This window comes from Sphingobium boeckii (assembly GCF_014199215.1).
Taxonomy (GTDB): Bacteria; Pseudomonadota; Alphaproteobacteria; order Sphingomonadales; family Sphingomonadaceae; genus Sphingobium_A; species Sphingobium_A boeckii.
In genome coordinates, this window is record NZ_JACIJC010000001.1 from 1,038,175 (window position 1) to 1,061,910 (window position 23,736).

Consider the following 23,736-nt stretch of genomic DNA (forward strand, 5'->3'; position numbering starts at 1 on the left):
TGGCAGATTGCTTTCCGCTGAGTGGATAGGTTCGCCGGATCGGCTGACGATTGTACAGGTTTCTATACTTCCCCTCACAAGGGGATTTGGAGCATGGATGGCCGCGAGCACCTAACATCTCTCAAGCGTGGTCTAGCGGTCCTGTCTCTGCTGAACAGGACTGCAGCCACTGTCGCGCAAGTCGCCAAGGTCCTCGATCTGCCGCGAACGACGGCACATAGGATCGTCCATACTCTCGTACTCGAAAGTTATGTCGAGCGCATTCCCAACTCGCGCTTCTATCGGTTGACGCCCGCAATCAACACGCTGTCGGGTAATTTCACGGACGCCAATTGGGTAAGCTACATTGCATCGCCGATGCTGTACGAGAAGACGCGGGAAATCGGCTGGCCGCTGCGGCTGGCCACACGGTTCGGTGAAAATATGCTGGTACGGGTCTCGACCGATCAATCGACCACTCTCGCCCTCGATCACTTTGAAGTCGGGTTCATGCGGCCGATCATGCGTTCCAGCGCGGGACACGTGCTCTTGGCGTTTGCGTCAGCTGCCTATCGCGCTTCCGTGCTCGACCTGTTGCGCTGCTCTGATGATCCGCTTCAGACAGACGCGTGCAGCGAGGGACATATCAACCTTATGATAGAAAGGGTGCGCTCGGGCGGCTTCGAGCATATCGCAACCGCGCGCTCGGCAGAAGCCAACATAGGCGTGCCTGTCTTCCTTGAGGGGCATGTGGTTGCGAGCCTAGTTGTCAGTTATATCCAGCGAGCTCTGCTACCACGAGACGCCGAGGCCCGGCTCGTCCCCATTTTACAAGAACTTGCCAAGGACGTCGAAACAGCGGTGCTTGTCGACAAGCATCGAATCCGGCGCGCTGGCACCATCAACTGATGAATCGAATGCCCTCAAGCTCGCTAGACACCAATTTGAATACGTACCTCTTTTCCACCTTCGATTTGGCAACGAATCTAGACAATCGTTTCGTTGATGCAATGAACAGGGCCCTGAAATTTGGTCCGCTTCTTATGAGAAATTCTCGGCTAGGTTTGGCTCCTGGCAACCCGAGACTTTGCCATAAAGGGGTCGAGGATCACTGAGCAGCAGATCGCGTTTCTTCTTAATCAGTCTGATGATGGCACGACGGTAGGCGTGCAGGTAAATACTGGCTGATCAGAAAATTTCCGGCATCGGTTGTTGTTGAATTTTCCTGCCAATCTTGATGGCTGCGGCAACATTGCGGGCTGCAATCTGCACATTTTCTGCAGCTTGCGCCAAAGCCACCTCGATCGTGCAACATTCCTGTATGACGCTGAACATGGCGTCGATACCGCGCGAATAGGCCATTTCAGCGCCATATCCCAGCGCGCCGGCGACCACGATCACAGGTTTGCCGTGGCGGTTTGCAAGGGCGGCGACGCCGACAGGGGCCTTTCCGCGCATGCTCTGGCTATCAATCCGACCCTCACCGGTGATGACAAGATCAGCGCTCGCCACGATTGCATCAAGCCCCAGCGCCTTGGCGACGATATCCAATCCCGGTCGAAGGTCAGCGGGCATGAATGCAACCAGTCCAGCGCCCAGCCCTCCTGCCGCGCCGCCGCCGGGTAGGGCGTTCACGGCGATGCCAAGATCCGCTTCGATGATCCGGGCATAATGTGCGAGATTGTCAGACACTTTGGCTCTTGCGGAACATAATAAGAACATTCTACTCTTCATATTCGCCGAGTCGGCACCGCCACATTGCAGGAAGTCACCATGCAGCACGATATTCGCATGCGGGAAGCCGCGCGCGCCATATACAATGCCGTCTATCCCGGGGACGAATGGTCGCCGGTGACATTTGAGGAGGCCGAGCAGCATCAGTCGGTTCATTATCGTAACGCCGTGGCTGCAGCGCAGGGTGTCCGGCTGCATTTTCTGTCCGACACAACCGTCCAGCTGGCGTTGCTCTGATGCACCGCATCGCGCGAAATGATCTCGAAGCCGCCATTTTCGTGTCGATCCAGTGCGCCCCAAAGACCATGAAGCAGCGCGTGGAAAGGGACGGCGGTCTGGCGGGCGAACGGGCGTTCAAGGAGCTTGCAAAGCACATTTGCGACCAGATCGACAATCAGAGCCATATGGTCATCCGTACCGAACTGGTTGGTTATGCGATGGGCAAATGGGACATTGATGAGCCGTCCCCCGCCGAATTGATCAAGCTGCCAATGCGATGAACCATGAAGCGCGATTTGGTCAATCCTGTCCGTGATCTGCTGGACGCGGCCGTCAGGCACCGTACGGTCAGGATGAGTTGCACGCGCTGCCCTCGGGTTTCAAATTACGATCCGCACGCCATGTGGTGGCTGTTCGAGCGCAAGGGGTGGGCAGACTGGATCCGTGATGTCCATCGCCATTTCTATTGTCCCGATTGCCGAAAGACAAATGGTGCGAAGGTCAGGCCAAGGGTCGAAACGCTGGATGGATTGGTGCCCGTCGATACCCATCTGGCCATGCCATCGGAGCGGGACTGGAAGAACGCGCTCGGCCGACGGCGCTGACGGGTGTGTTCAAACAAGAGGACTTTCCCTCAATGTGTAACCTTCATGCCAACAGGAAAAGCGCCGCCGAGGTGGCGCGTATCTTTCAGGCCATCATCCCGCACGCTTTCAATGCGGTGGAGGAGACCTATCCCGGGACGCCAGGCATGGTGGTGCGCGAGGTCGATGGCCAGCGCATCCTGCAATCCATGACCTGGGGTTTTCCGCTCCTGACGCGCGCCATGAAAGAGCGTGGCTCCAAGCCCAAGCCCGCCAATCAGGCAGCAGACCTGACTCTGCCCACCTGGCGCAGCGTGGCACCCAACCCCGCGAACCGATGCCTGATCCCGCTTACGGCCTTTGCGGAACCCGAAGGCGAGAAGGGACGGATGACCCGCACCTGGTTCCGCGTAAAGGACCAGCCGCTTTTTGCCTGGGCCGGAATTTGGCGCTCGAGCATCGAATGGGGCGATGTCTATGCCGGCGTCACCTGCGATGCGAACGCTGCCGTCATGCCCGTCCAGGACCGCATGCCGATATTGCTGATGCCCGACGAGCAGGAGCGGTGGCTGCACGGAACGATCGACGACGTCATCGCCTTCCAGCATCGGCCGTTTCCCGACGAGCTGATCGAGATCGACCGCACCGCCGAACCCTGGACCCAGGTGCGGCGCGGATCGGTCCAGGAACGCTTGTTGTGAGCGCATTGAAAAACATGGATCCGGCCGCGCATGCCGCGACTGCTGGCCTTGTCAGCGAGGAACGCGATGCGGACGGGTTGCTTCAATATTGTCCCAGGATGACGGATCGCGTGTCGGCAGACCCCACTTTAGACAATCAGTTTCGTCATCCCGAAGATGGGGAAGGCACGGACTTGCGCGCGGTGCCCGATTGCAAAGCGCGCGCTGAAGCGCTGGAATGGTGGATCGCGACGACGGTCGTTGGCGGAGCATGGATATTTGGCATCCTTTGCGGCATCGCAACATTGTTCAGATGATATGGTGGCTCGCAGCCGCGGCAAAATATGGAACAATTTCTTGCAGTTGGCGGCGGAACACTCGGCAGAAACGATCGTCTAGCGAGGAGCCGGACTCGCAGACGGTGAGGCCGTCAGGGAGCAGATCCTGCCACTCGGCGGCCGAAATCGCCCATGCGAAGATGCATTGGCATGTTTTGAAGATCATGGCATGATCATTCCATGAAAATTTGGCCTGACCCACGCTGGGATGACGACTATCCGATCAGTCGCAAGCTTATTTTTCTGGTCGCATTATTGGTCGTTGGCCCGATCGCCTGGTCCATTTGGTCGGCGCTTGTGTGGATCATGCACTTTTAACCTGCGTTCAATCAACGTCAGCTATAACAGATCGATGGCAAGCAGATTTCTATTTCCGGCGCTGCTGGCTGGTGTCGTCACCGCTGGCGGCGCGATCGGTTTCGCATGGCCCATTCACACCGAGGCGCAGGCCGAAGGCCGCGCGGTACATTTCAGCCTATGCCATAGCGGCGGTGGCACCAATTGCGTGGTTGATGGCGATACTATCTGGCTCGCTGGCGTGAAAATCCGGATCATGGACATCGACGCCCCCGAAACACATCCGTCCAAATGCCCGATGGAGGCCGATCTGGGCGGCAAGGCGACAGCCCGCCTCCAGGCATTGCTGAATGCCGGGTCATTCAACGTGGAGAGCCGCGGCGCGCGTGATACCGACAAATATGGTCGCCAGCTTCGCGTGCTGACGAGAAAAGGCCGATCCCTGGGTGCGAAACTGGTGGAAGAGGGTTTGGCGCGCGAATGGGGCGGCGCGCGGCGGCCCTGGTGTTGATCAAGCCTTTTGCGTCATCTTATGGGCAGCCGAGAAAGTTAAAATGGGAACCTGCTTTCTCAAGCTGCTATAACGAATGATAGAAATTAAAAAAATAGAGTCGGTCAGTCAATTGGGAGGCCGCTGAACTTCGATCACAGCCATAGATAAGGACACAAAATGTCAGACTCCAATCTTCTCACGAACCTGACCGCTGATATCGTTGTCTCCATGGTCGCCAACAATTCTGTCAGCGTGAGCGATCTTCCCGGTCTGATTGGCAACGTACATTCTGCCCTCGCTGGCCTGGGTCAAGTCGCGGCAGCCGCGAAACCCGAATATACGGCTGCTACGACCATCCGCAAAAGCCTGTCAGATCCCACCAAGATCATCAGCATGATCGACGGCAAACCCTATGCGATGCTCAAACGGCACCTGGGTCTAAATGGCCTGACTCCTGCCGAATATCGGATCCGTTATACCTTGCCCGCCGACTATCCGATGGTTGCGCCGGCGTATTCGGAACAGCGTAAGCAACTGGCTATAAAGATCGGTCTCGGTCGCAAGCGGGCTGTTGTGAAGCCGGTTGCAAAGGCTAAGCCTCGTGCGCCGAAAGCCCCCATCGAATAACTGAAATTTTCAGTTCCGGAATGCACACCCCGCACCCCTTTGCCAAAAAATGGCGCTCCGCCCCCCGCTCATATAGCCGATGCGTTCAGCTATGGGGAGCGGATTGATGTCGGCCGAAAAATTAGTCCTGCGTCACCAAGGCTGGAATCTCAGCCGCGCTGTCGGTCGGTTTAACGCTCGCAGGTATCGCAACTGGAACTGGAACCGCCATCACGGGTGACGACACCGCTGCAAACGCAACCGTGATGTCTTCGTCCAGAAAAGCCTTTATGGGCGTTCCCAGCGGGATCTCGGCACTTGTTCCAGTCATGAAAAATCCAGCGATGGGGATGACCACGAGCGCGCCGACCACGGCGGCAGTTCCCGTTTTACCCTTGTCATCAAATTGGCCGGTCAGACGGATTTGACGTCCGTTGGCGCGCGCATACAGCACGCGGGCGTTGATGCCGCCCGACTTCCCCCACATGCCCTTGTTGCGGACAGTCGTGATTTCTCCAACGGCAGGGCTGCCCGCCGGGATGACGATCTGGCCATTGAGCATGATGGATTCGGCCACCTCAAGCTGAATCCGTTGGCCGACCTTCAACTTCTTGCCTTTGGTGGTGAGCGCTTCGCTGGTCGTCAGCAGAATCGGCGCGCCCGTCCGCAATACATTGTCGCCCGCGCTTGTCAGAATGACGGCATGCGCGGGTGCAGGCAAAATGGACGGGGGTGATGCAACGGATTCGGGAACGATGGTCTGCGCGCCTGCAGCCGAAGAACACGCAAGGAAAAATGCGCCCGAGAGCGCACGCATTTGGATTACCATGAAATTCCCCTCAAGCCGGTCCCCCCGGACCGATAAATCAGAATGCGGCCAAGTGCCGCGCCAGTCAAGTCGTCTCTCCGCCGAAATGAAATAATATATATTGTGCCAGATTGATTTCGAACCCATCGAATTCTCATCATTTTTTCGATTGAATCCATCATCGAGATCTTGAGCAAACGCTGCGACTGGGCATCTCCAGAGTGACGGTGATAGAATAGCGATTGATGAAACCGTGCCGACTGGTGTAACTGATCCGTGAGCGAACGGGATGCATCCCCACGCGCTGGACCATGATTGAGAGTGCTAGCGGCAAAGAGGTGCTCCGCTTGATCAGCGATTTGGGACACGTCCGGCAAGCTCCTTTGTGATCCAAAGCAAGGAGACGCAGATCGAGAGCGAGCGGGATCGGCCTGCTTGTGTCTCAAGGCTGTGGAACCGGACCCCCCTGCAGTCTGTAGAATTTTGCCAAGCGCCATCGACAATAGGCCGCGCTCATTCCGGTATCGGTTTGCGTCCAACCGCGTGAATGCGCGCTGTCCCCTGCTCCAGCCAAGTTTCGGCGAACGTGTCTCGCCGTCGCACGCGCTCCACCAATTCCTTCGAGATCCTGGTCATCGCGCCGATGATCAGGCCGGACTCGACATAGACGATGTCAGGGCCAAGTTCGTCGTTGAGTTCGCTCATCGCGATCATCATGATCTTGGCCAGCTTGTTGTCGGCGCACCGGACAGCGAACTGCGGATCCTTCATCGCGACCGCGGCTGAAATGGCAAAAGCGTCACTGCTGGTGGCCTCAGCAAACAACAACAGCCGGTGATAGCTGATCCGCCCTTTTCCAGCTTCCAGATGCTCATAGGTCCGGACCGGAAGGCCCATGGCCGCCGCCACTTCTGCAGGGCGCATTCTGCGCAATTGCCGAACCGCGCGTATCGCCTCGCCCGTGAGGCGACTGTGTAGATCCTCCTCTGGGCTTTTTCGGCTCAATGGTCATGCCCTGCCAATTTGAATTGAAAGACAGGCTATAGAAGCCGCCGGTTTTTGCAAATCATTCTCTGAGCGAAACATATCGAAAATGATGCTTAATCAAGCTTGTAGCTTTGTCTTTCTTCAATCGCGCCTAAAATTGCAGATAGGCTGCGGCAATATGCCTAGTTTGCGCACTATCGCCGTGGTCTGTGCGCTCCATTTGCATGTAGAGCGCAAAAGGCTGCGTATAGGACACACTTGACTTGCTGGGGGGTGGGTGATGGGCTCCTGCGTCTGCCTTCGGCCTCGCGTTCCTGCAAGGGAAGCAGATGGCAGACTCAAGACAGGCGCGTGATTCTTATCTTCTGGCCGAGCACTATCTGCGCGAGGCCTTGTGCCAATCCGCCTGGAGCCCCGGCCAACTCCTCAATCTGGTGGAAATTGCGGCCTTGCTTGAGATCAGCCCCACACCCGTGCGCGAAGCAGCCAGCAGGCTGGTGGGTGCTACAGCACTCGAATTTCGTCGGGGCCAAGGCTATTTCGTGCCCGATCTTTCGTCAGAGGATGTCGTTGAACTCTATCGGATCGTCGAACGCCTTGTGGTGCTCAACATGCCACGATTTGCGGACGGAGCGCGTCTTGCGACCGACGGGCGCCCCCCCTGTGCGAGGGTGATGATGGACTGGATGGCAGATGCATTAGACCCGTCCTATGCCGCGCGCCTGATCCGCCAGATCTCAGGACGCCTGGCACCAATTCTCGGCGTCGAAGGCTTGATAATGGAGCCGTCCGACCCCGGGCGGCTCCTGCAGGCGCTTGTGTCTGGTGATCGCGCGGCCGCGACGCGCGTCGCCAGACGCTATTTCAGGGCGCGCACGCGCGCGGCGGACCTACTGATCGCGCGCTGGCGACGGATGCAAAGAATAGTCAAAAAAGATTTTGAATAGAGCGGCCTCCCGTCGCTTTCTGGGACTGCTGCAATGCCGCAGCATTGATGCCAATCGAAGGAGGCAAAGATGAAGACCGAATTCCAATCCCGCCTGATCCGGCTCGGCAGTGTGACGCGCGATACGCGCGCCATTTACAAGGCGCCCGTCAATGAAGGCGGCCTGCCGGACTACGGCTGGTTCTGAGGCACGGAGAGGCGGTGCGTCGCACCGCCTCTTTGGCAATCATGCTCATGCCCCGCGCTCACGTTCGTGTCGCCAATGTCCAGGGTGACCTGGTCCTCCTCGATCTCGCGACCGATGATTATCTCTGCCTCTCCCGGCACGATGCGGCACCGGTCTGGCCAGCGCTCCGTGCGAAGGGCAGCGATGGTCCCGTCTTGCAGGAACTGGTTGCAGCCCATCTGATGCAGCAAGTCCCGTCCACGTCTACGCCATGGGCCGCCTCACCGCCTTCCACTGCGGTCGATATGCCCGCGGGCGTCCAGGCACGCGTCCGGGCTGGAGATGTGGCGGCCATGGCGGTCGCGACACTCAAGACCCTCTGGGATCTGTCAGGACGAGGATCGCGCCGATGGCTCAAAGCCGTTGCTCGCCCGGCAAAAGAGGCCTCGGTCAGCGACGCTGCGGTGTTCGAAATTGCCACGCGGTTCCAGCACATGCGCTGCTTTTTCCCGCGCACGGGCCGGTGTTTCGTCCATTCCGCCATGCTTCGCTATGTCCTCGAAAGTCACGCCATTGGCTGCAAATGGGTCTTTGGCGTTCAGACCCATCCCTTCGAAGCCCATTGCTGGGTAGAGGCCCGCGGTGCCGTCCTCAATGATAGCGCGGAACACATCAACTGGTACACAGTCATTGCGCGCTTCTGAGCCTGAGCATTTCCTGGCGGTCATGTCGCCCGTCGAAAATCCGGATGCCGATGCGCAGGCTGCTGCGCTGTTCGATCGGCTCATTCGCGCGGACTCCAGGCGCCAGACTGTCTTCGAATTGCCGGGCCTTCGTCTGTGCGTGCGCAGCCACATCGCCGATTGGCCCATCCATAGGATGGAAGGCGGTCATAGCATCGTGATTGGCGACGTGTTCGAACGCAATCTCCGCTACCGGGCGCCCCCGGAGTTGGGGCCGTTCGGCCAGAATGATGGGCAGCATATCTGCCGGACTTTGAGCGCTCGCTTTTGGGGGCGTTACCTCGCTATGGGCGTGGACGCTGCGCGCGGACCGTGGTTGATGCGCGATCCATCAGGGGCTTTCCCCGTCTATCTCTGGACGCTGGGCCCCGTCGTAATCGTCTCGAACACCTTGGCCAGCGATCTGCTGGCGATTGCTGGCGGCCCGCCAGTGATCGACTGGGCACGCATGGCAATTCTGGTCGCGGATCCGGTGCAGATGGGGATCATCAGCCCGCTCCGGCATGTCACCATGCCCGTCCCGGGGGTGTTGAAACATTGGACAGGCAAGGCCGACGAGATTGGCGACGGCTTCAAGGACGAGCCTGTCTGGTCGCCCACGGAGGCGGCGTCCCGGTGTGAAACGGAGCCAGCAAAATTGGCCGAGATTGTTGAAAGCTGCCTGACCCTGTGGGGCAAGGGACATCAACGAGTGTCCCTCGACCTGTCGGGCGGGCTCGATTCAGCCATCGTTCTTGGGGCCTTGTCCAAAAGGCCCGATGGACCGATTGTCCACTGTCTGAACATCAACTTCTCGTCTGCTGGCGACGAACGTCCTTACGCGCGTGCCGCCGCGGCACGGTGGAGTGCCCCGGTCACCGAAGCGCTGGTCGAGCCGGAAGACCTTGATTATCTCCAGGCCCTGACCGGCCCACGCCACCCACGGCCGCTGCTTTACGGCATGGACGTTTTGATGGACCGCCTGTCGTGCGAGGCGGCGACCGCGGCGGGTGCCTCGCTGGCGCTGACGGGGCAGGGCGGCGATGCGATGTTCATGCAACCGGCCACGGTCTTCATCGCCGCGGACTATCTGAAATGCCGCGGGTTCGACCGGCATTTTCTCGAATTGGTCGCGGTGGCGGCCCGCAGGCTCAACCGCTCGGTCTGGTCAATTTTGCGCGATATCGCACGACCCCCAGCCAAGACGGCGCATGGCGATGCTGACCTCGCCTCGATCGCCGGACCCGCCCTGCAGCCTGTCCTAGGGACGTCCTTCGATCACCCATGGCAAGTCGAGGCCAGGGGGTTGGCGCCTGGAAAGCGGTTCCAGATCGATATGCTGGTCAATTGCCAGATCTTTCATGCGCCGACGCGCACCGCCCAGCATTTCAGGCTCTGCCATCCCTTGCTGTCGCAGCCGATCGTCGAGGCTTGTCTGAGCCTGCCTCTGTGGGTCCTGTCGCCGGATATTCGCGACCGCGGCCTGGCGCGCGATCTCTTCGCGCCCCTGCTTCCAGACGTCATCAGGCTGCGACGCAGCAAGGGCAATACCACGAATTTCTACAATCGGACGATCACCGCCCATCTGGGGACACTGCGTCCCTTTCTGCTCGACGGCCAGCTCGTTGCCCACGGGCTGATCGATCGCGACACCCTTGATGCGCTGCTTGATCCGCATTGCCTTTTGCTGCGCAATGTCCACGGGCTGATCGCCCGGCTCGTCACGCTGGAAATATGGGCAGCGGGCTGGGCGTGACAGGCGCATCGGCTACAGGCCCCCAGCGCCTCGTTGGGGCGCTTTGCCTTCAAGGATGTGGTCAATCCAAGTTCGCACTGCAGTGTTCAGATCCCGCATATTGCCTGGGCTTCGAAAACTGTGACCCTCACCCCAATAACGAATGAGGGTAGCTGGTTTCCCCGCACGCGTCAGCGCCGCATACATCTGCTCGGCACCCCAGACCGGCACATGGTCGAGATCATTGTGGATGAGCAGAATGGGATCCTGGATCGCATCGATCATCGTCACCGGACTGTTGCGCGCATAGCGTTCCGGTTCCCGCCAGGGTTGGGACGCCAGATGCCCCTGTCCGGTCTCGGACCAGCCATAAGCAGCCCCGAGATGGAAACCATCGGTCAGGGACACCCGGTCGTGCGGCGAGAGTCTGCCATAGCTGGAGGCAAGGTCGGTCGGTGCGGATGCCGCGATGAAACCCTTGAAGCGCCGGGACTGCGCGGCACCCACCAGAGCGGTATATCCGCCGAAACTATGACCGTAGACGATCATCCGGTCGGCATCCACAAGCCCGGTTGCAATGGCACCGTCTGCTGCGCGCTCAAGCAGGGCGCCCAGTCCGCGCGCGGGCTCGCTCAGAGCGCGATCGGCTGGCAGGCTCGGCTGGAGCACGGCATAGCCCTGACCGGTCAGGAGCAGAGGATTGACGATCGCCGAGATGGCGGCGGGGTCGCTCGGAGCCGGCTTGTCTGCCGGGAAGGTCTCGCCGGGATAGGGGAGGATGATCAGCGGGAGCGGCGCCTTGCCGCGCCGTTTTGGCAGGAACAGCCAGTCGACCTTGCCCGGTACCGCACTTGCGATCTTGATCGTCTCCGGCAGTTCGACATCGTTCAAATGGCGATTGAGACGATCGAGCGCGATGGCTTGCCGGCCCGCCTGACTGAGCCAGAGCGTTGCCATCCCTTTTTCATTTGTGCCGATGGACAGGACCTCGTGCGTTTCCGGCCAACCGCCGAGCAACCGGGCAGATCGACCAGGCAGGCGCACCGCATCACCTTTTTGTTTTGGACTGACCCACAGGGCCTGATGGCCCTTGGCATCCTCCTTCTGTATGGGGACCGGCCAACGCCCGTCCGGCAGCGCGTCTGTCGATGCGCGAATGCCTATGTCACGGCTGTTTGACCCGGGTGCGGCAAATGACAGGGACATGGCTGTCAAAAGCGACTGGTCATTGCCTTTGTCATCGGACCACAACAAGGTGTTGCCGCAACGTGACAGGATTCCGTCCGTCAGCCGCATGGCGGGCGCGGATGGACAGGGCAGGCGAGAGAGCGAACCCGTGCCGCTGATCTGCCACTGACGTTCGCCATTGCGATCCACCAGCGCGGCGGGTCGATCGCCAATCCATCCGGCGAGTGCTGTCCGGACGCCCCAGTCGCCATCCCCGAGCGATATCTGCGCACCCCCCGGCAAGGCCTGCACTGACGAAGCGCGATCGGCGTCATGAAGGACCAGACTGCCTGCCGCCCAGGGCTGGTCGCCTTGCCGCGCAAAGAAGAGCAGGCGTGCCCCATCCGGAGACCAGGACAGGAGGTTGGAGAGCATATTGCAGTGGCCGCCACAGATTTTCCGGCGTCTTCCATCCGACAGGCGCACCAGATCCACCTCGAGATCCCATGCCAGATCACTTGTCGTCACCGGGGTCGTGCTCGGGCGGGAGGGCGCGCCTTCCACCGTCAGCGCCACCCAATGCCCGTCTGCAGACAGGGCCATGTCTGCAAAACGGCCGGAGGCGAGAATGGCATCGCTGCCCTTCATCAGATCCACGAGGTGAAGTCGTCTCTCCGCCCCGGGCGGGGGCATCTGGCCTGGCGTGTTGGAAATGCGCGTGACCCCAGCCAGCTTGCCCGAGGTTGTGCGTGCCCATTGTTCATTCGCCTCGCGCTGGAAGCGCGAGCCGATGGCAAGGGGGTAGGCCAGGTCTCCAGAGACGTCTTCCAGAACCAGCAATTGATCGTCACCCCGCCATATCGGTACCGGATTGAGCAACGGCGTCGCGGGATTGAGAGGCAACCAGCGGACGGTGCCACTGCCCATGTCGACCACGCCAATCGAAAGATGCTGTTCCTTCAGACGGAAGACGCTCAATCTTGTCCCGGACGGGGAGGGTGCGCCGATCCAATATCCCGCATTTGCCTCCTGTTCGAACAGGGGGCGCAACAGGCCCCCTGCCTTGTCCACCCGCATCACCACGCCCAGAGCGCGGTCATTGAAAGGAAAATTGTCGTAGCTGGCCGCCTGATCATAGCGGCGATGGCGTTCGATGATCGTCCACCGCCCCTTGGGGTCAAACGCCGCTCGGCCATAGCTTTCGAGCGCCAGGACATCGTCGATCGTATAAGGACGCGCCTGGGCAGGCGCGGTCGCAAGCAGGCACAGCGCTGCCACGGCAGTAAAACGCATTGTATTTAGTCCTTTGAAAATGGGCGGTTAGCCGGGCTGAATCACCAGCGTTTTTTCACCTGCAGCGATGCGAACCGGCCAAGGACGTCGGCATTGGCCGCGTCATAGGCATAGCCCCGGTTGCGGTCGACAAAGGGTGGATCGCGGTCGAAGACATTCTGCACGTTGAGCGCAACACTCAATCCATCCCGCCAGCCAGAGGGCGTTTGAGGCTCATAGCGCAATTGCAGATCGAACCCGGCCCAATCCGATATCGGTCGCGCGGGTACGCTGATCGTGTCGGTATAGCGTCCAACATAATTGACCGTCACGCCGGCCCCGAAATCGCCATGCGTCCAATGTGCCGAGGCCCGCGCCCGCAGGTCCACCGGATTACCAAGCGTGCCGACGCGCTCGACCACGACGGAGGTCGGCGTCACCCTGTCCCTGTAATCGAACAGCAACGAGGCATTGGCTGACAAGGCGAGGCTGTCGCCGCCCAGGCGCAGGGTGTTGCTGACGCTCACATCCATGCCTCTCACCCATACGGTGGCCGTGTTTACATAACGCGAATCGATGATAGCCCGGTAATTCTCGACCGGGAGCAGCACCGATGCGACCGCACCGGGTTCCGCCAGAAGGGCTTCCACCCGTTGGCGATCCGCCACGCTCGACACCGGATTGACGAAGGTGACAAAGGGCGAAAAGACAGGATTGGTCAGCGCCTGCAATATCTGTTCCGTGACGGGTTGTGCGATCCGGTCGCGGAACCGGGTATCGAAATAGCTGATCTCGGTACTGAAGCCGCCCCAGTTCGGTGGCGCGATGCGCATGCCGAAATTCAGCGACCGCGCCGTTTCCGGCTTGAGCGCGGTGTTGCCGCCGGACATGATCAGCGCCTGAAGCGTGCCGCCGCCGACATTGGGCAATTGTGTTCCCGAAACCGTGAACCGCGCGCCCAATTCCGTCAGCGCCGGCGCTCTGAACGACGTCCCGTAGCTCCCGCGAAGCGTCAGGCCGGGGATTGGCTCCCAGACCGCCCCGAATTTTGGATTGGTCGTCGATCCGAAGTCGGAATAATGCTCGTGGCGCACCGCTGCCGACAGCGTCAGGCGTTCGAAACCGGCCGTGCGATTGCCAGCACCAAAAATAGGAATTGCCAGTTCGGCAAAGGCGGAGCGGATCGAGCGATCGTAATCCTGCGGGGCAATCGGCCGCGGTGCCACGGTGTAGAAGCGGCTTTCGCCGCCATAGGAGAAATGCTCGCCGCGTGCCTGCGCGCCAATGGCCAGCTTCACCGCACCACCGGGCAAGGTGAAGAGCGATCCGTCTGCAATGACGTTGCCCATGACGAGGCTGTTCCTCAGCCTTTCGTCCAGGAATCCGTTGGCGATGAAGTCGGTCATGGCACGGCTGTTGACCGCTCCATCGGCAAAGGGATTGAAAAAGCCATCCCGGCTGGTGCTGAAGGCTGTCGCCGGATCATCCGGCGTAAAGCCGAGCGCTTCGAAATAGGAAGCCTGGTTGGCGATATTGCTGTTGCGCGAGACATCGATCTGGCGGGCATAAGTCGCATAGGCGTCGATCTGCCAGTCTCCGCCCGGCCTCACGATGGTACCGCCTGTGAGCGACAAGGCTTCCGCTCTGCCGCGGACCAGCGTCGGGCCGAGATCCTTGTCGAAGGAATAGGCGATCCGCGTCAGCGGCGATCCGTCGGCCGACACGAAATAGGGATTGCTCGGCGTCACCGCGAGAAGCGCAGGCGTGCCCTGCGCGCGATAGTCGAAAACGCGGTGCGAATAGCGCGCCTCGCCATAGATTTGCAGCGCGTCCGCCGCCTCCTGCTCGATGTTGAAATAGCCCGCATGCCGGCGCTGTCTCGGCAAAAGGTCGGTATTGTTGCGCTGGTTGGACAGGCTTGGCCCAGGGATCAGGTCAGCGGCGGTCAGACCGATCCCGTTTTGCCCGGAGGGAATCGCAAAGGCGGGCGCAAAGCCACCGGTTGCCGGATCGATTAGCAGGATCGTGCCCGGGTTGGAGAAATAGAGTCGATAATCATGGCCGCCGAGTGGGCGAAGATCGGCTGATCGCGTGTAACGGCGGTCGCTGGCGCGCAAGGCACCGCGCTCCTGATATTCATAGGCCAGCAGCGCATGGCCGCTTCCCCAATGCAGGCCGCCGACCTGACCCAGCTGAACGTCCCGGCTCTTGCCTGTGGTCACCGAACCAAGGCGAAAGCGACTTTCCAGACCTTCGAAATCGCGCTTGAGGATGACGTTGACGACCCCGCCAATGGCGTCGGAGCCATAGAGTGCCGATGCGCCATCGGCGAGAACTTCGATGCGCTGCACCGCGGCTGCCGGAATGCTCGACAGATCCGCAAAATCGCCGCTGCCGCCGGAACCAGCGACCCGCCGCCCGTTGACGAGCGTGAGCGTCGCATCGGCGCCAAGGCCGCGAAGATTGACGCTGCTCGCAAGTGCAAGGTTGTTCGTGGTCCGGTCAGCGCCCGTGACGGTCGTGTCTTCATTGGCGGTGCCGCCGAAATTCTGCGGCAGCGTTGCGATCGCCTCGGCCACGGTCCCGACGCCGGCGCGCTCCATGTCGGTAGCGGTGAGGGTGATGACCTCGGACGTGCCATTGGCCCCGCCCCGAATATGGCTGCCGGTCACCACGATGGTCGATAGGGCAACCTCTGCTTCAGTGGATTGTGGGCCGGGCTGCGCAATTTCCTTGGGTCTTTTGCGGGAGGTCTTGGCGCGGGGCGGAGACGCGGGCCTGGCCCGGGATCTGTCGGCAACCAGCACATAGATGTTGCGGCCACGGTGGACCGCGGTGATGGGCTTGCCCGCGAGCAATTGCGCGAGCGCGCGGTCGGGATCCATCACTCCGGCAACCCCTGGTGCCGAAAGCCCGCTGACCAAAGCCGTCGGGTACAGGATCTGCCGGCCCGTGATCCGCATATAATCCTTGAGCGCGGCATCGAGCGATCCGGCCTCGATGCCGAACAGCGTCTGCTCGCGCGCCGCGCGAAGTTCCGGCGGCGAGGCCATGGTACCCGCTGCCAGAAGACCTGCCGCGAACCACCGCATTCGGCGCCGCCGTGAAGATTTCAAATTGCCCATCCCTTGTCCCTCCCGCTGCCGTCCGAGATATTCGGTCGCTTGTTGCGGGCGGATCGTCCTGTGTTCGAACGTCCGCCAAGGAATAAACGAGAGCAAGGGGGGCGGACCCTGAGGGGACCGCGGAAAATTTTTGGCGGGCGTGGTCGCCTAGCGTGAGAGCCGGATTGTTCCATCCGCACGTCGCTCGGCCTTGAGCGGATAGAGTGCGGTCACGGCGTCGACAAAGGCGTCGACATCGCCCGTGTCGAAGCCGCCGTTCACCGTCTCGCCGGCCAGGTCGGAAGCCGAGAGCGTGATGGTTCTGCTCGTATAGCGATTGACCTCGGCAATCGCCTCGCTGAGCGGCGTCCGGTCGAACAGGATGCGGCCATTCTTCCATTGCGAGAACAACGTCGCCTTGCCTGGCATGACCCGCCCGCGGGCGTCGATGCTGACGGCCTGACCCGGTGTCAGGCGAATGTTTCCGGTTTTCCCGGCATGTGTCGGCGCGATTTCGACCGACCCTTCGGTCAGGGCGACCGAGAGTCGATCGGCGCGGGTGCGCATGTCGAACTGGGTTCCGACGGCCGTCACCGCACCCAGCGCCGCGTGGACGACAAAGGGCCGGGCGCTGTCATGGGCCACATGGAAAGAGGCTTCGCCGCGCGTGAGACGCACATCTCGCCTTGAGCGGGAGAAATCGACTGCGACGTCGCTGTCGGTATTGAGGTGCAGTCGCGTGCCGTCTTCGAGCTGAACGACGCGCTCTTCACCCACGCCCGTGGTAAAGCGCGTCTCGGAGCGGGTGAGAACGAACAGACTTGCACCCAGCGCCAGAATGACAAGGCAGGCCATGGCCAGCAGAATTTGCGGTCGCCGTGCCCAGCCACGCGGTGCTGCTTGCAGCGCCTGCGCCAAGGCCGCCTTGATGTCGCTGTCATCGCCAAGCGCTTCGGCCTGACGCCAATGCGCGTCCGCTGTCTCATAGGCCCGGGCATGCAAGGGATCTTTGCGCCATTCGTAAAACGCTTCGAGGACGGCGGAATCGACGGCACGCGCATTCAGCCGCGCCACCCACGCAGCCGCTGCCTCGCGCACTTGCCTGTCCATCGCGTCCACTGCCACCAACCTCAATCGCGCATCCTGTCGGCACAGATCGCCAGGGCCTTGTTCATGCGCCATTCGACGGTTTTTACCGAGATGCCGTGATGCTTTGCAATCTCATCATAAGTCATAGGGGTGAAGCGGCTCAGGAGGAAGACGTCTCGCAAGGGCGGCGGGAGCGCGAGAATGATGGTCTTGAGCGCGAGCAGATATTCCTGATCGGGCGGGGTCGCATCATCGAACAGCCCGGTGTGCACGGCCCTCTGGAGCGTGCGCGCCTCGGACGCGGACTGCCGGGCCTTGTCGCGCACGAGATTGCGCGCGATCCTGAGCAACAATGCCTTGGGTTGAAGCCTGGCGTCTTCCTTCTGATAGCGCGCGGCGCGCAGATAGGTCTCCTGGACGACATCCTCGGGCTCCATGCCCTGAGGCCGGCCCAGCAACGCCACCATTCTGCGCAGCCAGGGCGCGTGCAGCCGATAGAGTTGCGCCAAGGCCTCGCCGCTTTCAGTGTCCAGCAGCCCCTTGGTCTCCCCGGCGAACCGTGTCTCGCCCATGCGTCCGTCCCGTTTCCTTGTCCGGGCGCGCGGCTTCGACCGCCGGGAAATTGCCGCGACACACCTGGCCGTGCGCAGCATGCCGCGCCGGTCGAGGGAGGGACTCATCGTGAAAGGGACGCCTGCGCATCCCGATGGTCCTGCACGGGGTTTCCACGCCCCATCACCGGCCAGTCCGGTGACCTGGGAATGATCGCTCAAATGGAATCCCGATGCAAGTGTGGCGCTAAGCCTGAGGGGAAAGGGGGTCGGGTGTTGGAAATCCCTGCAGGAGAGACCCGCTTCTTCGGCGACGGACCGCTGCCTTGATGATCTCGAAAGACCACCCCCCGGCTCAAGATCCGACCCTATCCCACGGCACCCGACGCATGATCCATAATAGATCGATCGCGATTGTCGAACGTCAGTCGCAATTCCGGGTCCATTTCTGCGTGCCGATGCGTCATATTGAGGGTTCCTGCCGGAACCGCCAATCGATCGACTGTTTTGCGCAAACAGCGGGCGGATCCCGGCACTTTACTGTGGGATGCCCACACGACTCATAAAAGCGCGGGTCGCCCGTTGGCGCGGACGGGCATGGTGTGGCCGAACGGCCGCTTGTTGCGTGACGCTCTCCAGCGCCGCTCTCCAGCATCGCCTCTTCTCTGACGCAAGGGGGCGGAGCCTGTGACTGGAATGGAACCCAAGATCGATTGGCGATCCGGTCGAGATTATGCGCATCTTGGCGGACTGCCGGGTCCATGCTTCGCCTGGGAATTCCTGCGGCGAAACCAGGCCTATCGAAGCAGCGCGCCACGATCCGACGGGCCTGAAGATCAAGCCGGAATACGGATCATCCGGCCAAATCTGGAGGAGGCGCGCTTCTTTGCCCGATGGGGGCTCATCTTTCGCGGACGCGCCGGCATGTGATGCGTCGCGCGCCGCCTGCTTCTGGCGACCCGAATTGCTTCCCGCCCTGCTGCGGATGCACGCTCTGCCCCCGGGGGGTGGCCAGGGTGACATTACGTTCGATCATGCCGATGTCGTGCAGGTCTTCTGCGTCGCGCCCTCCGGCGCGGTTTTTCTCGAGCTGCGCGGGGCGCAGGACCGGCTCTGGATCGCGCTTATGTCCGGCGAAATCCGCGCAGGCGCTTTTCTGCCGCGCTTCACCATCCAGCATATGCCGTGGCTTGAGCCCCAGATGCAGAGCCTGAAGCGCCTGCACAGCCTGGTCCGGACCGGAGCGCTGACTGGATCGGCCCTGCACCGGACTGGCCGTGGGGCACGGCTGAGCCTGCTACTGCGCGCTTATGACGCTCAGACAGATGGTGCCAGCCACCAGGATTTTGCCACGGTCGTCTTCGGAGCCGAAGCGGTCGGGGCGGCGTGGAACGGCGCTTCGGACTTTATGCGATCGCGCGTAAAACGCATGATGCGGACGGCGCGGCAGCTCGTTGCCGGCGGCTATCGAAGCCTCATCGGATAATCCCGAAAATCGCGCACGCCGTTTTGACGCTCCAGGGTCGTTCTTGGGCCTGCCGTGAATCGACCCTGCCGCCGGCGCACCAGACCGTGAATGCGTGGTCCGACGCTGGACCGCATTTTTCAGGAGGGACCGATGCAGGAGGACGAGACGCGTGCGGACAGGGCGCGCCGGTCATGCCCCTATCTCGACAGCAAGCAGGCCGCTTATCATCTGGGTCTCTCCCATCGCACTCTGGCCAAGATGCGGCTGAACGGCCGCGGGCCGCGGGTCCGGCGACATGGCCATGTCTGCCGTTACCATATCGACGATCTCGATGCCTGGTCGCGGGACAGTGACGGTGCATAGGCTCCGATCCCGGGCCGGTCGGCGCGGCCTGGCCGTGATGTCCTGCGTTGCGTTGGTCTTAACGCTCGTCGCCACCGCATCCAGGCCGCCTCAGCCGCTATTTGTCTGGAACCGCAGCGCCAGCGCGCCGCGCGGACTCTATCTGGTCTCGCCCGGACAAATGCCCGAGGCCGACGGCATGGTGGCCGCCTGGCTCCCTCAAAGCCTTCGGGGTCTGGCAGCCAGGCGCCATTATCTGCCGGCGAACGTCCCGCTTGTGAAGCGCGCGGCGGCGCTCGAAGGCGATATCGTCTGCGCCCAAGGTGCTGAGATCAGGGTCAATGGCCAGTGGGTCGCAACGCGCAGGCGGGTGGACGCTGGTGGTAGATCGATGCCCGTCTGGACCGGTTGCGAGAAGCTCGGCGAGGGCGATCTCTTTCTTCTCATGGACGCATCCGGATCGTTCGACGGCCGCTATTTCGGTGTGACGCGGCGCGCTGATCTGATCGGCAAGGCGCGGCTGTTATGGCCCGATTGAAAATCCTCCTGTGCGCGGTGGCCGCCGTCTGCCCGGCCGCGCTGCAGGGTGCATCGATCGCGCAATGGCGGCCTTATGCCGCCGCGGCGTCCGAACGGTTCGGCATCCCCATGGACTGGATCATGCAGGTGATGCGGATCGAGAGCGGCGGGCAAACCATGCTGGGCGGGCGTCTCATCCGTTCCTCCGCCGGTGCCATAGGGTTGATGCAGATCATGCCCAAGACCTGGGCCGCGCTCAGTAAGCGTCATGCCCTTGGCGACGATCCCGATGAACCACGTGCCAACATCATGGCGGGTGCTGCCTATCTGCGCGAAATGCACGACCGCTTCGGCTATCCCGGACTGTTTGCGGCCTATAATGCGGGTCCGTCGCGCTATGCGCGGTATCTGTCGGGCAGGGTCCCGCTCCCGCGCGAGACGCTGGCCTATGTGAAAGTCATGGCCGGCACCGCGACCGGAACATCTGCTCGAAAACCGGCCGCCGATCGGCCGATCGTCCCTGCCAATCGGTCCGGTGTGCGGGATGAACGGCATTCGTCCTCCGCCTCCGACCCACTGTTTTTTGTCCGGCGCATGGCCGGCGCGCGGGGACGCGATCCTGCAAAGCCCCGGACAGGGGTCTTTTTTTCGCACGGCGCAGCCCTTGCTGCCAAAGATTGACGGCATGGGGGGCACCCGGTTAGCGCAACGACGAGGCGGCCAATCCGCCCTCGAACAGGAGAATGTTTGATGAATAGCAGTGAGATTGCAGATCAGATCGCCGCGGCCCACGGTCTGACCAAGGCGGACGCCAAGAAGATAGTCGATGCCGTGTTTGTGGCGATCGCCGACGCCGCCGCGAATGGCGACGAAATTTCCCTCCCCGGTTTCGGCAAGTTCAAGGTCAAGAACAACCCTGCCCGCGAAGGCCGCAACCCGGCAACTGGTGCCGTCATGCAGATCGCCGCATCGCGCAAGCTCGGCTTTTCGGCAGCAAAAGGCCTGAAGGACAAGTTGAACGGCTGACGATCTTTCGGGGCTGCGCCGATGCCGCCCCGAGCGACGATGCGAAAATAGGGCTCAACCCCGCGATGTGCCGGTTCGCCTTGTCTGTTTGGTCCAATCTTCCATCCCAAGCCGGGATGGCAACCCATCCAGCAGCCTGTTCAGGCGGTCATTCTCGCTTGAGCGGCAGCCCTTGTCATGGCGAAGCGCCGTGCTCTGACCGATGTTCGCGTGCCAGGTGATGGTAATATGCTGCTGGTCGCTGATCTGCTGATCGCAGCGGCTCTGGCTCGTCTTGCCCAACATGGGCTTGTAGCGCGCAAGATCATTCACGATCGCTGCGTAAAGATCAGGCCTGCGCTGGATCGCTTTGGGTCCAAGCACCGCTGTGAGTCGCTCCCCGTGGAAGGTGACCCGGCCTGATGCGTCCACACCCATTTCATAAACGGGGCAGAACCCGAAACACGGGCCGACGGCAATCGAAATCCCGTCGCTTTCCAAAGGGACTGGCGCGTCGCCGGGCTGCGCCATCGGCGTGCAAGCAGATGTAGCCAGCAGTGCCAGAGCGGCTGAAAGAGTCTTGGTCATATATCGGATCCTTTTCGAGCATGGCGTCGCGGCGCTCAAACACCCGTCTGATCATGGCAACCATCCTAATAGGACGTCACGTACATCCGAGTCCCGCACGGTGATGACCTATGCCTATTCTGTGGCGACGCCCCACTCAGCATCGTCACAGGAAGTGGATTGGTCGCTACGGTGATCCGTTCTGTTCATTCACATCCCACTCCGTCATTGTCGCGGTCGAGATGAGATCCATAGCCGGCATCCCCGCGGCGGACAGGTGCGGCACCCGCGGCGCGTGCTGCCGTGCAATTGGGAAAGGCGCTCTGCCGTGAAGGCGCGCGCGCCGTGAGCGATTGGGTCCGCGCCGGAGCGCGGTGGCAGTGATAGCCACCATTTTTTCGATCATTGTGGCATCCCTTAGCGTTCAGTCCGCCGCCATGCGCCGCGGCGAGCGACGGACTGAGTAAAATCAGCAAGGCTAAATGTCTCATTGCGCTCCCCCGATATAAATCCACGTACACCGAACAACCTACCAAATATTGTCGTGAGAAGATCAAAATATAGATCGTGCCCGACGCCTCCTGTTCCTGTCTCATGGCGCTGCACGGTCCGAAGGCGTGCGAACTCATCTATCATAGTCATGGTTTGATCCTGGTTCGATCAAACTCAGACGCAAGCAGCGTGGCGCCACCGCGAAAAATCGCGATCATGCTCTTGCGCCGCGCGGGACGTCCGCTTCGCGCCGAGCCCCTGAGGGTCTCGACCTGACGGCTTCGATCATGGGCGCATCTTACCATGGCGAGGTCGTCAGGCAGCCGTGGAGCGATGGTTGATGAGGGAGCGGGGCTGCGGTCGCCGCGCCGTGCGCGGCGGCGCTTTCGTGGCCTCTCCCGGACCGGCGGGAGATGGGCGGCGCGCCTGTCTGGGCCCGCCGCGGGCGCGGCAACCCTCCGCTTACGCTCCGGGTGCTCCACTGGCGTTACGCCCTGCGGTGCCTCGCCCGCTTGCGCGGGCCATTCCGTCGCTCCTGCCGCCCACCCCCCGCCGTCCGGGGAGGTCTGGTCTTGCGGTGATGGAGGACAGTCATGCGCTTTTCCGGAACAGTCTGCAGCCGGCACCCGGCATCCAGCGATCCCGATCCGGCATCGGATCCCGACACGATCGGAGAGGTCGTCAAAAAGCTGGATGCGACCATGCGGGCCGATGCCACCGACGCAGGGGGCGATTGCCGCGTACCGACATGCAACGGCAGCGTCGGGGCCGGCGCGCCCGCGTCGGCGCGCAAAACGCGGCGGCGACCCGAGCCGCAGGCGGAATCGCGCGTCAGTCTCTATGACGCCGTCACCAGCCGGATCATCTGCGAACTCGAGGCGGGACACCTGCCCTGGGTGCAGCCTTGGGGTCGCGCAGGGGCAACCGCGCCGGGCTTGCCGCGCAATGCGCTCACGGGCCGCTGTTATTCCGGCGTCAATGTCCTGATCCTCTGGGGCGCGGTCATCGCGCAGGGCTTCGCCTCGCAAAGCTGGCTGACCTTCCGCCAGGCGCTGGATGCGGGCGGATGCGTCCGCAAGGGCGAGCGCGGCGTGACCGTGGTTTATGCCGACCGCTTCACCCCGGAAGCGGAGAAAGCGCGCGCTGCCGAGACCGGGACGGACGCCAGGGCCATCCCCTTTCTCAAACGCTTTACCGTTTTCAATGTCGCGCAATGCGACGGCTTGCGCGACGGCCTCGCCTCCGATCCCGCGCCCTTGCCTGACCGCCAAATCATTCCCGTCGCCGAAGAGGTGATCGCTGCCAGCGGGGTCGATTTCCGAATTGGTGGGGATCGGGCCTTCTACGTCCCGTCACAGGATTTCGTGGCTGTCCCGCCGCAGCCCGCCTTTCACGAGCAGGTGAACTATTATCGCACCTGCCTGCACGAACTGACCCATAATGCCGCGACCCGGATTATGCCGCGCGGCGTCGAGTTGGCGCGGTCAGCGGCATGATCACGCGCTTCCAGTTCGGCATAATCATCGTGGCTCCACCAACATGGAGCATCACGATCATGACCGATATACTGACCGAGGCAGGGGCCGCACGAGCGGTGCTGCTCGCCAACTTCGACGACTATCTCGTCAAGCAGCGCGGGCTGAGCCCGCGAACGATCTATCACACGCTGCGGTTCGCCAACCGGTTCCTCGATCATCGCTTCGGTGACGGTGCGATCAGTCTGGCAGACCTTCGACCCGCCCATGTCATCGGCTTCATTGAGCATGTTCTGGCGGCGGGACGCCGCGACAAGACGGTTGCAACGCATATTCGCACCTTCCTCCAATATCTGTTCGGGTGTGGGGCGACGGCCAGCAATCTGGCGCT

At 61.7% G+C, this 23,736-nt stretch carries 28 protein-coding genes and 1 pseudogene; 19 read left to right on the forward strand and 10 right to left on the reverse strand.

The genetic code is table 11. The annotated features are described in order from the left end of the window. The first annotated feature begins 93 nt into the window (after nucleotides 1–93). Nucleotides 94–888, forward strand: coding sequence for a helix-turn-helix domain-containing protein (locus tag FHS49_RS04945; RefSeq protein WP_184015790.1), 795 nt, complete (start codon nucleotides 94–96; stop codon nucleotides 886–888). Between the two features lie 279 nt (nucleotides 889–1,167). Here the strand turns inward: FHS49_RS04945 and FHS49_RS04950 are convergent, their stop codons facing one another. After that, the gene (locus FHS49_RS04950; RefSeq protein WP_184016039.1) at nucleotides 1,168–1,671 is read right to left on the reverse strand and encodes a glycerate kinase; all 504 of its coding nucleotides are present in this window, start codon (nucleotides 1,669–1,671) and stop codon (nucleotides 1,168–1,170) included. Nucleotides 1,672–1,752: 81 nt separating this feature from the next. Between FHS49_RS04950 and FHS49_RS04955 the strand changes: the two genes are divergently transcribed. From FHS49_RS04955 to FHS49_RS04975, 5 genes are read left to right on the forward strand one after another with little or no spacing between them, the layout of a single operon-like run. Further along, on the forward strand, nucleotides 1,753–1,950 hold the full coding sequence (locus FHS49_RS04955; RefSeq protein WP_184015792.1) for a hypothetical protein: 198 nt from the start codon (nucleotides 1,753–1,755) through the stop codon (nucleotides 1,948–1,950). Beyond that, entirely contained in the window at nucleotides 1,950–2,213 is a 264-nt protein-coding gene (locus tag FHS49_RS04960; RefSeq protein ID WP_184015794.1) for a hypothetical protein, read from the forward strand. Before FHS49_RS04955 ends, FHS49_RS04960 begins: the two co-directional genes overlap by 1 nt. A 3-nt stretch (nucleotides 2,214–2,216) precedes the next feature. Beyond that, the gene (locus FHS49_RS04965) at nucleotides 2,217–2,537 is read left to right on the forward strand and encodes a hypothetical protein (RefSeq protein WP_184015797.1); all 321 of its coding nucleotides are present in this window, start codon (nucleotides 2,217–2,219) and stop codon (nucleotides 2,535–2,537) included. A gap of 32 nt (nucleotides 2,538–2,569) precedes the next feature. Continuing rightward, on the forward strand, nucleotides 2,570–3,217 hold the full coding sequence (locus FHS49_RS04970) for an SOS response-associated peptidase (protein ID WP_184015799.1): 648 nt from the start codon (nucleotides 2,570–2,572) through the stop codon (nucleotides 3,215–3,217). Next, nucleotides 3,214–3,513: a hypothetical protein gene (locus FHS49_RS04975; RefSeq protein WP_184015801.1), complete on the forward strand. Its 300-nt coding sequence runs from the start codon at nucleotides 3,214–3,216 to the stop codon at nucleotides 3,511–3,513. Before FHS49_RS04970 ends, FHS49_RS04975 begins: the two co-directional genes overlap by 4 nt. On the opposite strand, the gene FHS49_RS04980 is transcribed toward FHS49_RS04975, so the two are convergent. Beyond that, nucleotides 3,506–3,700, reverse strand: a complete 195-nt coding sequence (locus tag FHS49_RS04980) for a hypothetical protein (protein ID WP_184015804.1) — start codon at nucleotides 3,698–3,700, stop codon at nucleotides 3,506–3,508. The two genes, FHS49_RS04975 and FHS49_RS04980, sit on opposite strands and share 8 nt — an antisense overlap. A gap of 186 nt (nucleotides 3,701–3,886) precedes the next feature. Here FHS49_RS04980 and FHS49_RS04985 point away from each other — a divergent pair, with 186 nt between their 5' ends. Both FHS49_RS04985 and FHS49_RS04990 read left to right on the forward strand, forming a co-directional pair. Next, nucleotides 3,887–4,342: a thermonuclease family protein gene (locus FHS49_RS04985; protein ID WP_184015806.1), complete on the forward strand. Its 456-nt coding sequence runs from the start codon at nucleotides 3,887–3,889 to the stop codon at nucleotides 4,340–4,342. A gap of 159 nt (nucleotides 4,343–4,501) precedes the next feature. After that, nucleotides 4,502–4,951 carry a Ros/MucR family transcriptional regulator gene (locus tag FHS49_RS04990; RefSeq protein ID WP_184015808.1) on the forward strand — a complete coding sequence of 150 codons (450 nt, stop codon included), beginning with the start codon at nucleotides 4,502–4,504 and terminating at the stop codon, nucleotides 4,949–4,951. A gap of 121 nt (nucleotides 4,952–5,072) precedes the next feature. Here FHS49_RS04990 and FHS49_RS04995 read toward each other — a convergent pair whose 3' ends face one another. Then, nucleotides 5,073–5,885, reverse strand: a complete 813-nt coding sequence (locus tag FHS49_RS04995) for a hypothetical protein (protein ID WP_184015810.1) — start codon at nucleotides 5,883–5,885, stop codon at nucleotides 5,073–5,075. Nucleotides 5,886–6,251: 366 nt separating this feature from the next. Beyond that, nucleotides 6,252–6,743: a helix-turn-helix domain-containing protein gene (locus FHS49_RS05000; RefSeq protein WP_281397034.1), complete on the reverse strand. Its 492-nt coding sequence runs from the start codon at nucleotides 6,741–6,743 to the stop codon at nucleotides 6,252–6,254. A gap of 311 nt (nucleotides 6,744–7,054) precedes the next feature. Here FHS49_RS05000 and FHS49_RS05005 point away from each other — a divergent pair, with 311 nt between their 5' ends. The 3 genes from FHS49_RS05005 (at nucleotide 7,055) to FHS49_RS05015 (ending at nucleotide 10,315) form a co-directional block, all read left to right on the forward strand. After that, nucleotides 7,055–7,672, forward strand: coding sequence for a GntR family transcriptional regulator (locus tag FHS49_RS05005; protein ID WP_184015814.1), 618 nt, complete (start codon nucleotides 7,055–7,057; stop codon nucleotides 7,670–7,672). A 233-nt stretch (nucleotides 7,673–7,905) separates the two neighbouring features. Beyond that, entirely contained in the window at nucleotides 7,906–8,541 is a 636-nt protein-coding gene (locus tag FHS49_RS05010) for a lasso peptide biosynthesis B2 protein (protein WP_184015816.1), read from the forward strand. 22 nt (nucleotides 8,542–8,563) lie between these two features. Then, on the forward strand, nucleotides 8,564–10,315 hold the full coding sequence (locus FHS49_RS05015; RefSeq protein ID WP_184015819.1) for an asparagine synthase-related protein: 1,752 nt from the start codon (nucleotides 8,564–8,566) through the stop codon (nucleotides 10,313–10,315). 12 nt (nucleotides 10,316–10,327) lie between these two features. Here the strand turns inward: FHS49_RS05015 and FHS49_RS05020 are convergent, their stop codons facing one another. The 4 genes from FHS49_RS05020 to FHS49_RS05035 all read right to left on the reverse strand — a co-directional run bounded on the left by FHS49_RS05020 (nucleotide 10,328) and on the right by FHS49_RS05035 (nucleotide 17,498). After that, a complete protein-coding gene (locus tag FHS49_RS05020; RefSeq protein ID WP_184015821.1) occupies nucleotides 10,328–12,754 on the reverse strand; it encodes an alpha/beta hydrolase family protein in 2,427 nt (808 codons plus the stop codon). 41 nt (nucleotides 12,755–12,795) lie between these two features. Continuing rightward, complete coding sequence (locus tag FHS49_RS05025) at nucleotides 12,796–15,825, reverse strand: TonB-dependent receptor (protein WP_184015823.1); 3,030 nt, start codon at nucleotides 15,823–15,825, stop codon at nucleotides 12,796–12,798. A gap of 180 nt (nucleotides 15,826–16,005) precedes the next feature. Beyond that, entirely contained in the window at nucleotides 16,006–16,947 is a 942-nt protein-coding gene (locus FHS49_RS05030; protein WP_246350367.1) for a FecR family protein, read from the reverse strand. 20 nt (nucleotides 16,948–16,967) lie between these two features. After that, nucleotides 16,968–17,498 carry an RNA polymerase sigma factor gene (locus FHS49_RS05035; RefSeq protein WP_184015827.1) on the reverse strand — a complete coding sequence of 177 codons (531 nt, stop codon included), beginning with the start codon at nucleotides 17,496–17,498 and terminating at the stop codon, nucleotides 16,968–16,970. Nucleotides 17,499–18,173: 675 nt separating this feature from the next. Between FHS49_RS05035 and FHS49_RS20000 the strand changes: the two genes are divergently transcribed. The 6 genes from FHS49_RS20000 (at nucleotide 18,174) to FHS49_RS05060 (ending at nucleotide 20,832) form a co-directional block, all read left to right on the forward strand. Next, nucleotides 18,174–18,407, forward strand: coding sequence for a transcriptional regulator domain-containing protein (locus tag FHS49_RS20000; protein ID WP_425502670.1), 234 nt, complete (start codon nucleotides 18,174–18,176; stop codon nucleotides 18,405–18,407). A gap of 55 nt (nucleotides 18,408–18,462) precedes the next feature. Beyond that, complete coding sequence (locus FHS49_RS05040) at nucleotides 18,463–18,963, forward strand: DUF2285 domain-containing protein (protein ID WP_184015829.1); 501 nt, start codon at nucleotides 18,463–18,465, stop codon at nucleotides 18,961–18,963. Between the two features lie 132 nt (nucleotides 18,964–19,095). Then, nucleotides 19,096–19,308 (forward strand): helix-turn-helix domain-containing protein, encoded by a 213-nt coding sequence (locus FHS49_RS05045; protein ID WP_184015831.1) that lies wholly within the window; start codon nucleotides 19,096–19,098, stop codon nucleotides 19,306–19,308. A gap of 52 nt (nucleotides 19,309–19,360) precedes the next feature. After that, nucleotides 19,361–19,825, forward strand: a complete 465-nt coding sequence (locus FHS49_RS05050) for a S26 family signal peptidase (RefSeq protein WP_246350283.1) — start codon at nucleotides 19,361–19,363, stop codon at nucleotides 19,823–19,825. After that, on the forward strand, nucleotides 19,813–20,487 hold the full coding sequence (locus tag FHS49_RS05055) for a lytic transglycosylase domain-containing protein (RefSeq protein WP_184015835.1): 675 nt from the start codon (nucleotides 19,813–19,815) through the stop codon (nucleotides 20,485–20,487). Before FHS49_RS05050 ends, FHS49_RS05055 begins: the two co-directional genes overlap by 13 nt. 69 nt (nucleotides 20,488–20,556) lie before the next feature. Then, the gene (locus FHS49_RS05060) at nucleotides 20,557–20,832 is read left to right on the forward strand and encodes an HU family DNA-binding protein (RefSeq protein WP_184015837.1); all 276 of its coding nucleotides are present in this window, start codon (nucleotides 20,557–20,559) and stop codon (nucleotides 20,830–20,832) included. 54 nt (nucleotides 20,833–20,886) lie between these two features. Here FHS49_RS05060 and FHS49_RS05065 read toward each other — a convergent pair whose 3' ends face one another. Together FHS49_RS05065 and FHS49_RS05070 are read right to left on the reverse strand one after the other, a co-directional pair. Continuing rightward, nucleotides 20,887–21,399 carry a DUF6438 domain-containing protein gene (locus FHS49_RS05065; protein WP_184015839.1) on the reverse strand — a complete coding sequence of 171 codons (513 nt, stop codon included), beginning with the start codon at nucleotides 21,397–21,399 and terminating at the stop codon, nucleotides 20,887–20,889. A gap of 185 nt (nucleotides 21,400–21,584) precedes the next feature. Continuing rightward, the gene (locus FHS49_RS05070; RefSeq protein WP_343052895.1) at nucleotides 21,585–22,007 is read right to left on the reverse strand and encodes an excalibur calcium-binding domain-containing protein; all 423 of its coding nucleotides are present in this window, start codon (nucleotides 22,005–22,007) and stop codon (nucleotides 21,585–21,587) included. A 564-nt stretch (nucleotides 22,008–22,571) separates the two neighbouring features. Between FHS49_RS05070 and FHS49_RS05075 the strand changes: the two are divergent. Next, nucleotides 22,572–23,309: pseudogene (locus FHS49_RS05075) on the forward strand (ArdC family protein); the annotation flags it as partial. Between the two features lie 53 nt (nucleotides 23,310–23,362). Further along, nucleotides 23,363–23,736 (forward strand): site-specific integrase (locus FHS49_RS05080; RefSeq protein WP_246350285.1); only part of this gene is annotated, 374 nt, incomplete at its 3' end.

Coding starts and splice junctions, on each gene's coding strand:
- FHS49_RS05065 (WP_184015839.1), bottom strand. CDS start 21,399: ATGACCAAGACTCTTTCAGCCGCTCTGGCACTGCTGGCTACATCTGCT.
- FHS49_RS05005 (WP_184015814.1), top strand. CDS start 7,055: ATGGCAGACTCAAGACAGGCGCGTGATTCTTATCTTCTGGCCGAGCAC.
- FHS49_RS05020 (WP_184015821.1), bottom strand. CDS start 12,754: ATGCGTTTTACTGCCGTGGCAGCGCTGTGCCTGCTTGCGACCGCGCCT.
- FHS49_RS05045 (WP_184015831.1), top strand. CDS start 19,096: ATGCAGGAGGACGAGACGCGTGCGGACAGGGCGCGCCGGTCATGCCCC.
- FHS49_RS04955 (WP_184015792.1), top strand. CDS start 1,753: ATGCAGCACGATATTCGCATGCGGGAAGCCGCGCGCGCCATATACAAT.
- FHS49_RS05040 (WP_184015829.1), top strand. CDS start 18,463: ATGCACGCTCTGCCCCCGGGGGGTGGCCAGGGTGACATTACGTTCGAT.
- FHS49_RS04965 (WP_184015797.1), top strand. CDS start 2,217: ATGAAGCGCGATTTGGTCAATCCTGTCCGTGATCTGCTGGACGCGGCC.
- FHS49_RS04995 (WP_184015810.1), bottom strand. CDS start 5,885: ATGGGTTCGAAATCAATCTGGCACAATATATATTATTTCATTTCGGCG.
- FHS49_RS04960 (WP_184015794.1), top strand. CDS start 1,950: ATGCACCGCATCGCGCGAAATGATCTCGAAGCCGCCATTTTCGTGTCG.
- FHS49_RS05055 (WP_184015835.1), top strand. CDS start 19,813: ATGGCCCGATTGAAAATCCTCCTGTGCGCGGTGGCCGCCGTCTGCCCG.
- FHS49_RS05015 (WP_184015819.1), top strand. CDS start 8,564: ATGTCGCCCGTCGAAAATCCGGATGCCGATGCGCAGGCTGCTGCGCTG.
- FHS49_RS05070 (WP_343052895.1), bottom strand. CDS start 22,007: ATGAGTTCGCACGCCTTCGGACCGTGCAGCGCCATGAGACAGGAACAG.
- FHS49_RS04980 (WP_184015804.1), bottom strand. CDS start 3,700: ATGATCTTCAAAACATGCCAATGCATCTTCGCATGGGCGATTTCGGCC.
- FHS49_RS05025 (WP_184015823.1), bottom strand. CDS start 15,825: ATGCGGTGGTTCGCGGCAGGTCTTCTGGCAGCGGGTACCATGGCCTCG.
- FHS49_RS04985 (WP_184015806.1), top strand. CDS start 3,887: ATGGCAAGCAGATTTCTATTTCCGGCGCTGCTGGCTGGTGTCGTCACC.
- FHS49_RS05010 (WP_184015816.1), top strand. CDS start 7,906: ATGCCCCGCGCTCACGTTCGTGTCGCCAATGTCCAGGGTGACCTGGTC.
- FHS49_RS20000 (WP_425502670.1), top strand. CDS start 18,174: ATGGAACCCAAGATCGATTGGCGATCCGGTCGAGATTATGCGCATCTT.
- FHS49_RS04945 (WP_184015790.1), top strand. CDS start 94: ATGGATGGCCGCGAGCACCTAACATCTCTCAAGCGTGGTCTAGCGGTC.
- FHS49_RS05035 (WP_184015827.1), bottom strand. CDS start 17,498: ATGGGCGAGACACGGTTCGCCGGGGAGACCAAGGGGCTGCTGGACACT.
- FHS49_RS04970 (WP_184015799.1), top strand. CDS start 2,570: ATGTGTAACCTTCATGCCAACAGGAAAAGCGCCGCCGAGGTGGCGCGT.
- FHS49_RS05060 (WP_184015837.1), top strand. CDS start 20,557: ATGAATAGCAGTGAGATTGCAGATCAGATCGCCGCGGCCCACGGTCTG.
- FHS49_RS04990 (WP_184015808.1), top strand. CDS start 4,502: ATGTCAGACTCCAATCTTCTCACGAACCTGACCGCTGATATCGTTGTC.
- FHS49_RS05030 (WP_246350367.1), bottom strand. CDS start 16,947: ATGGACAGGCAAGTGCGCGAGGCAGCGGCTGCGTGGGTGGCGCGGCTG.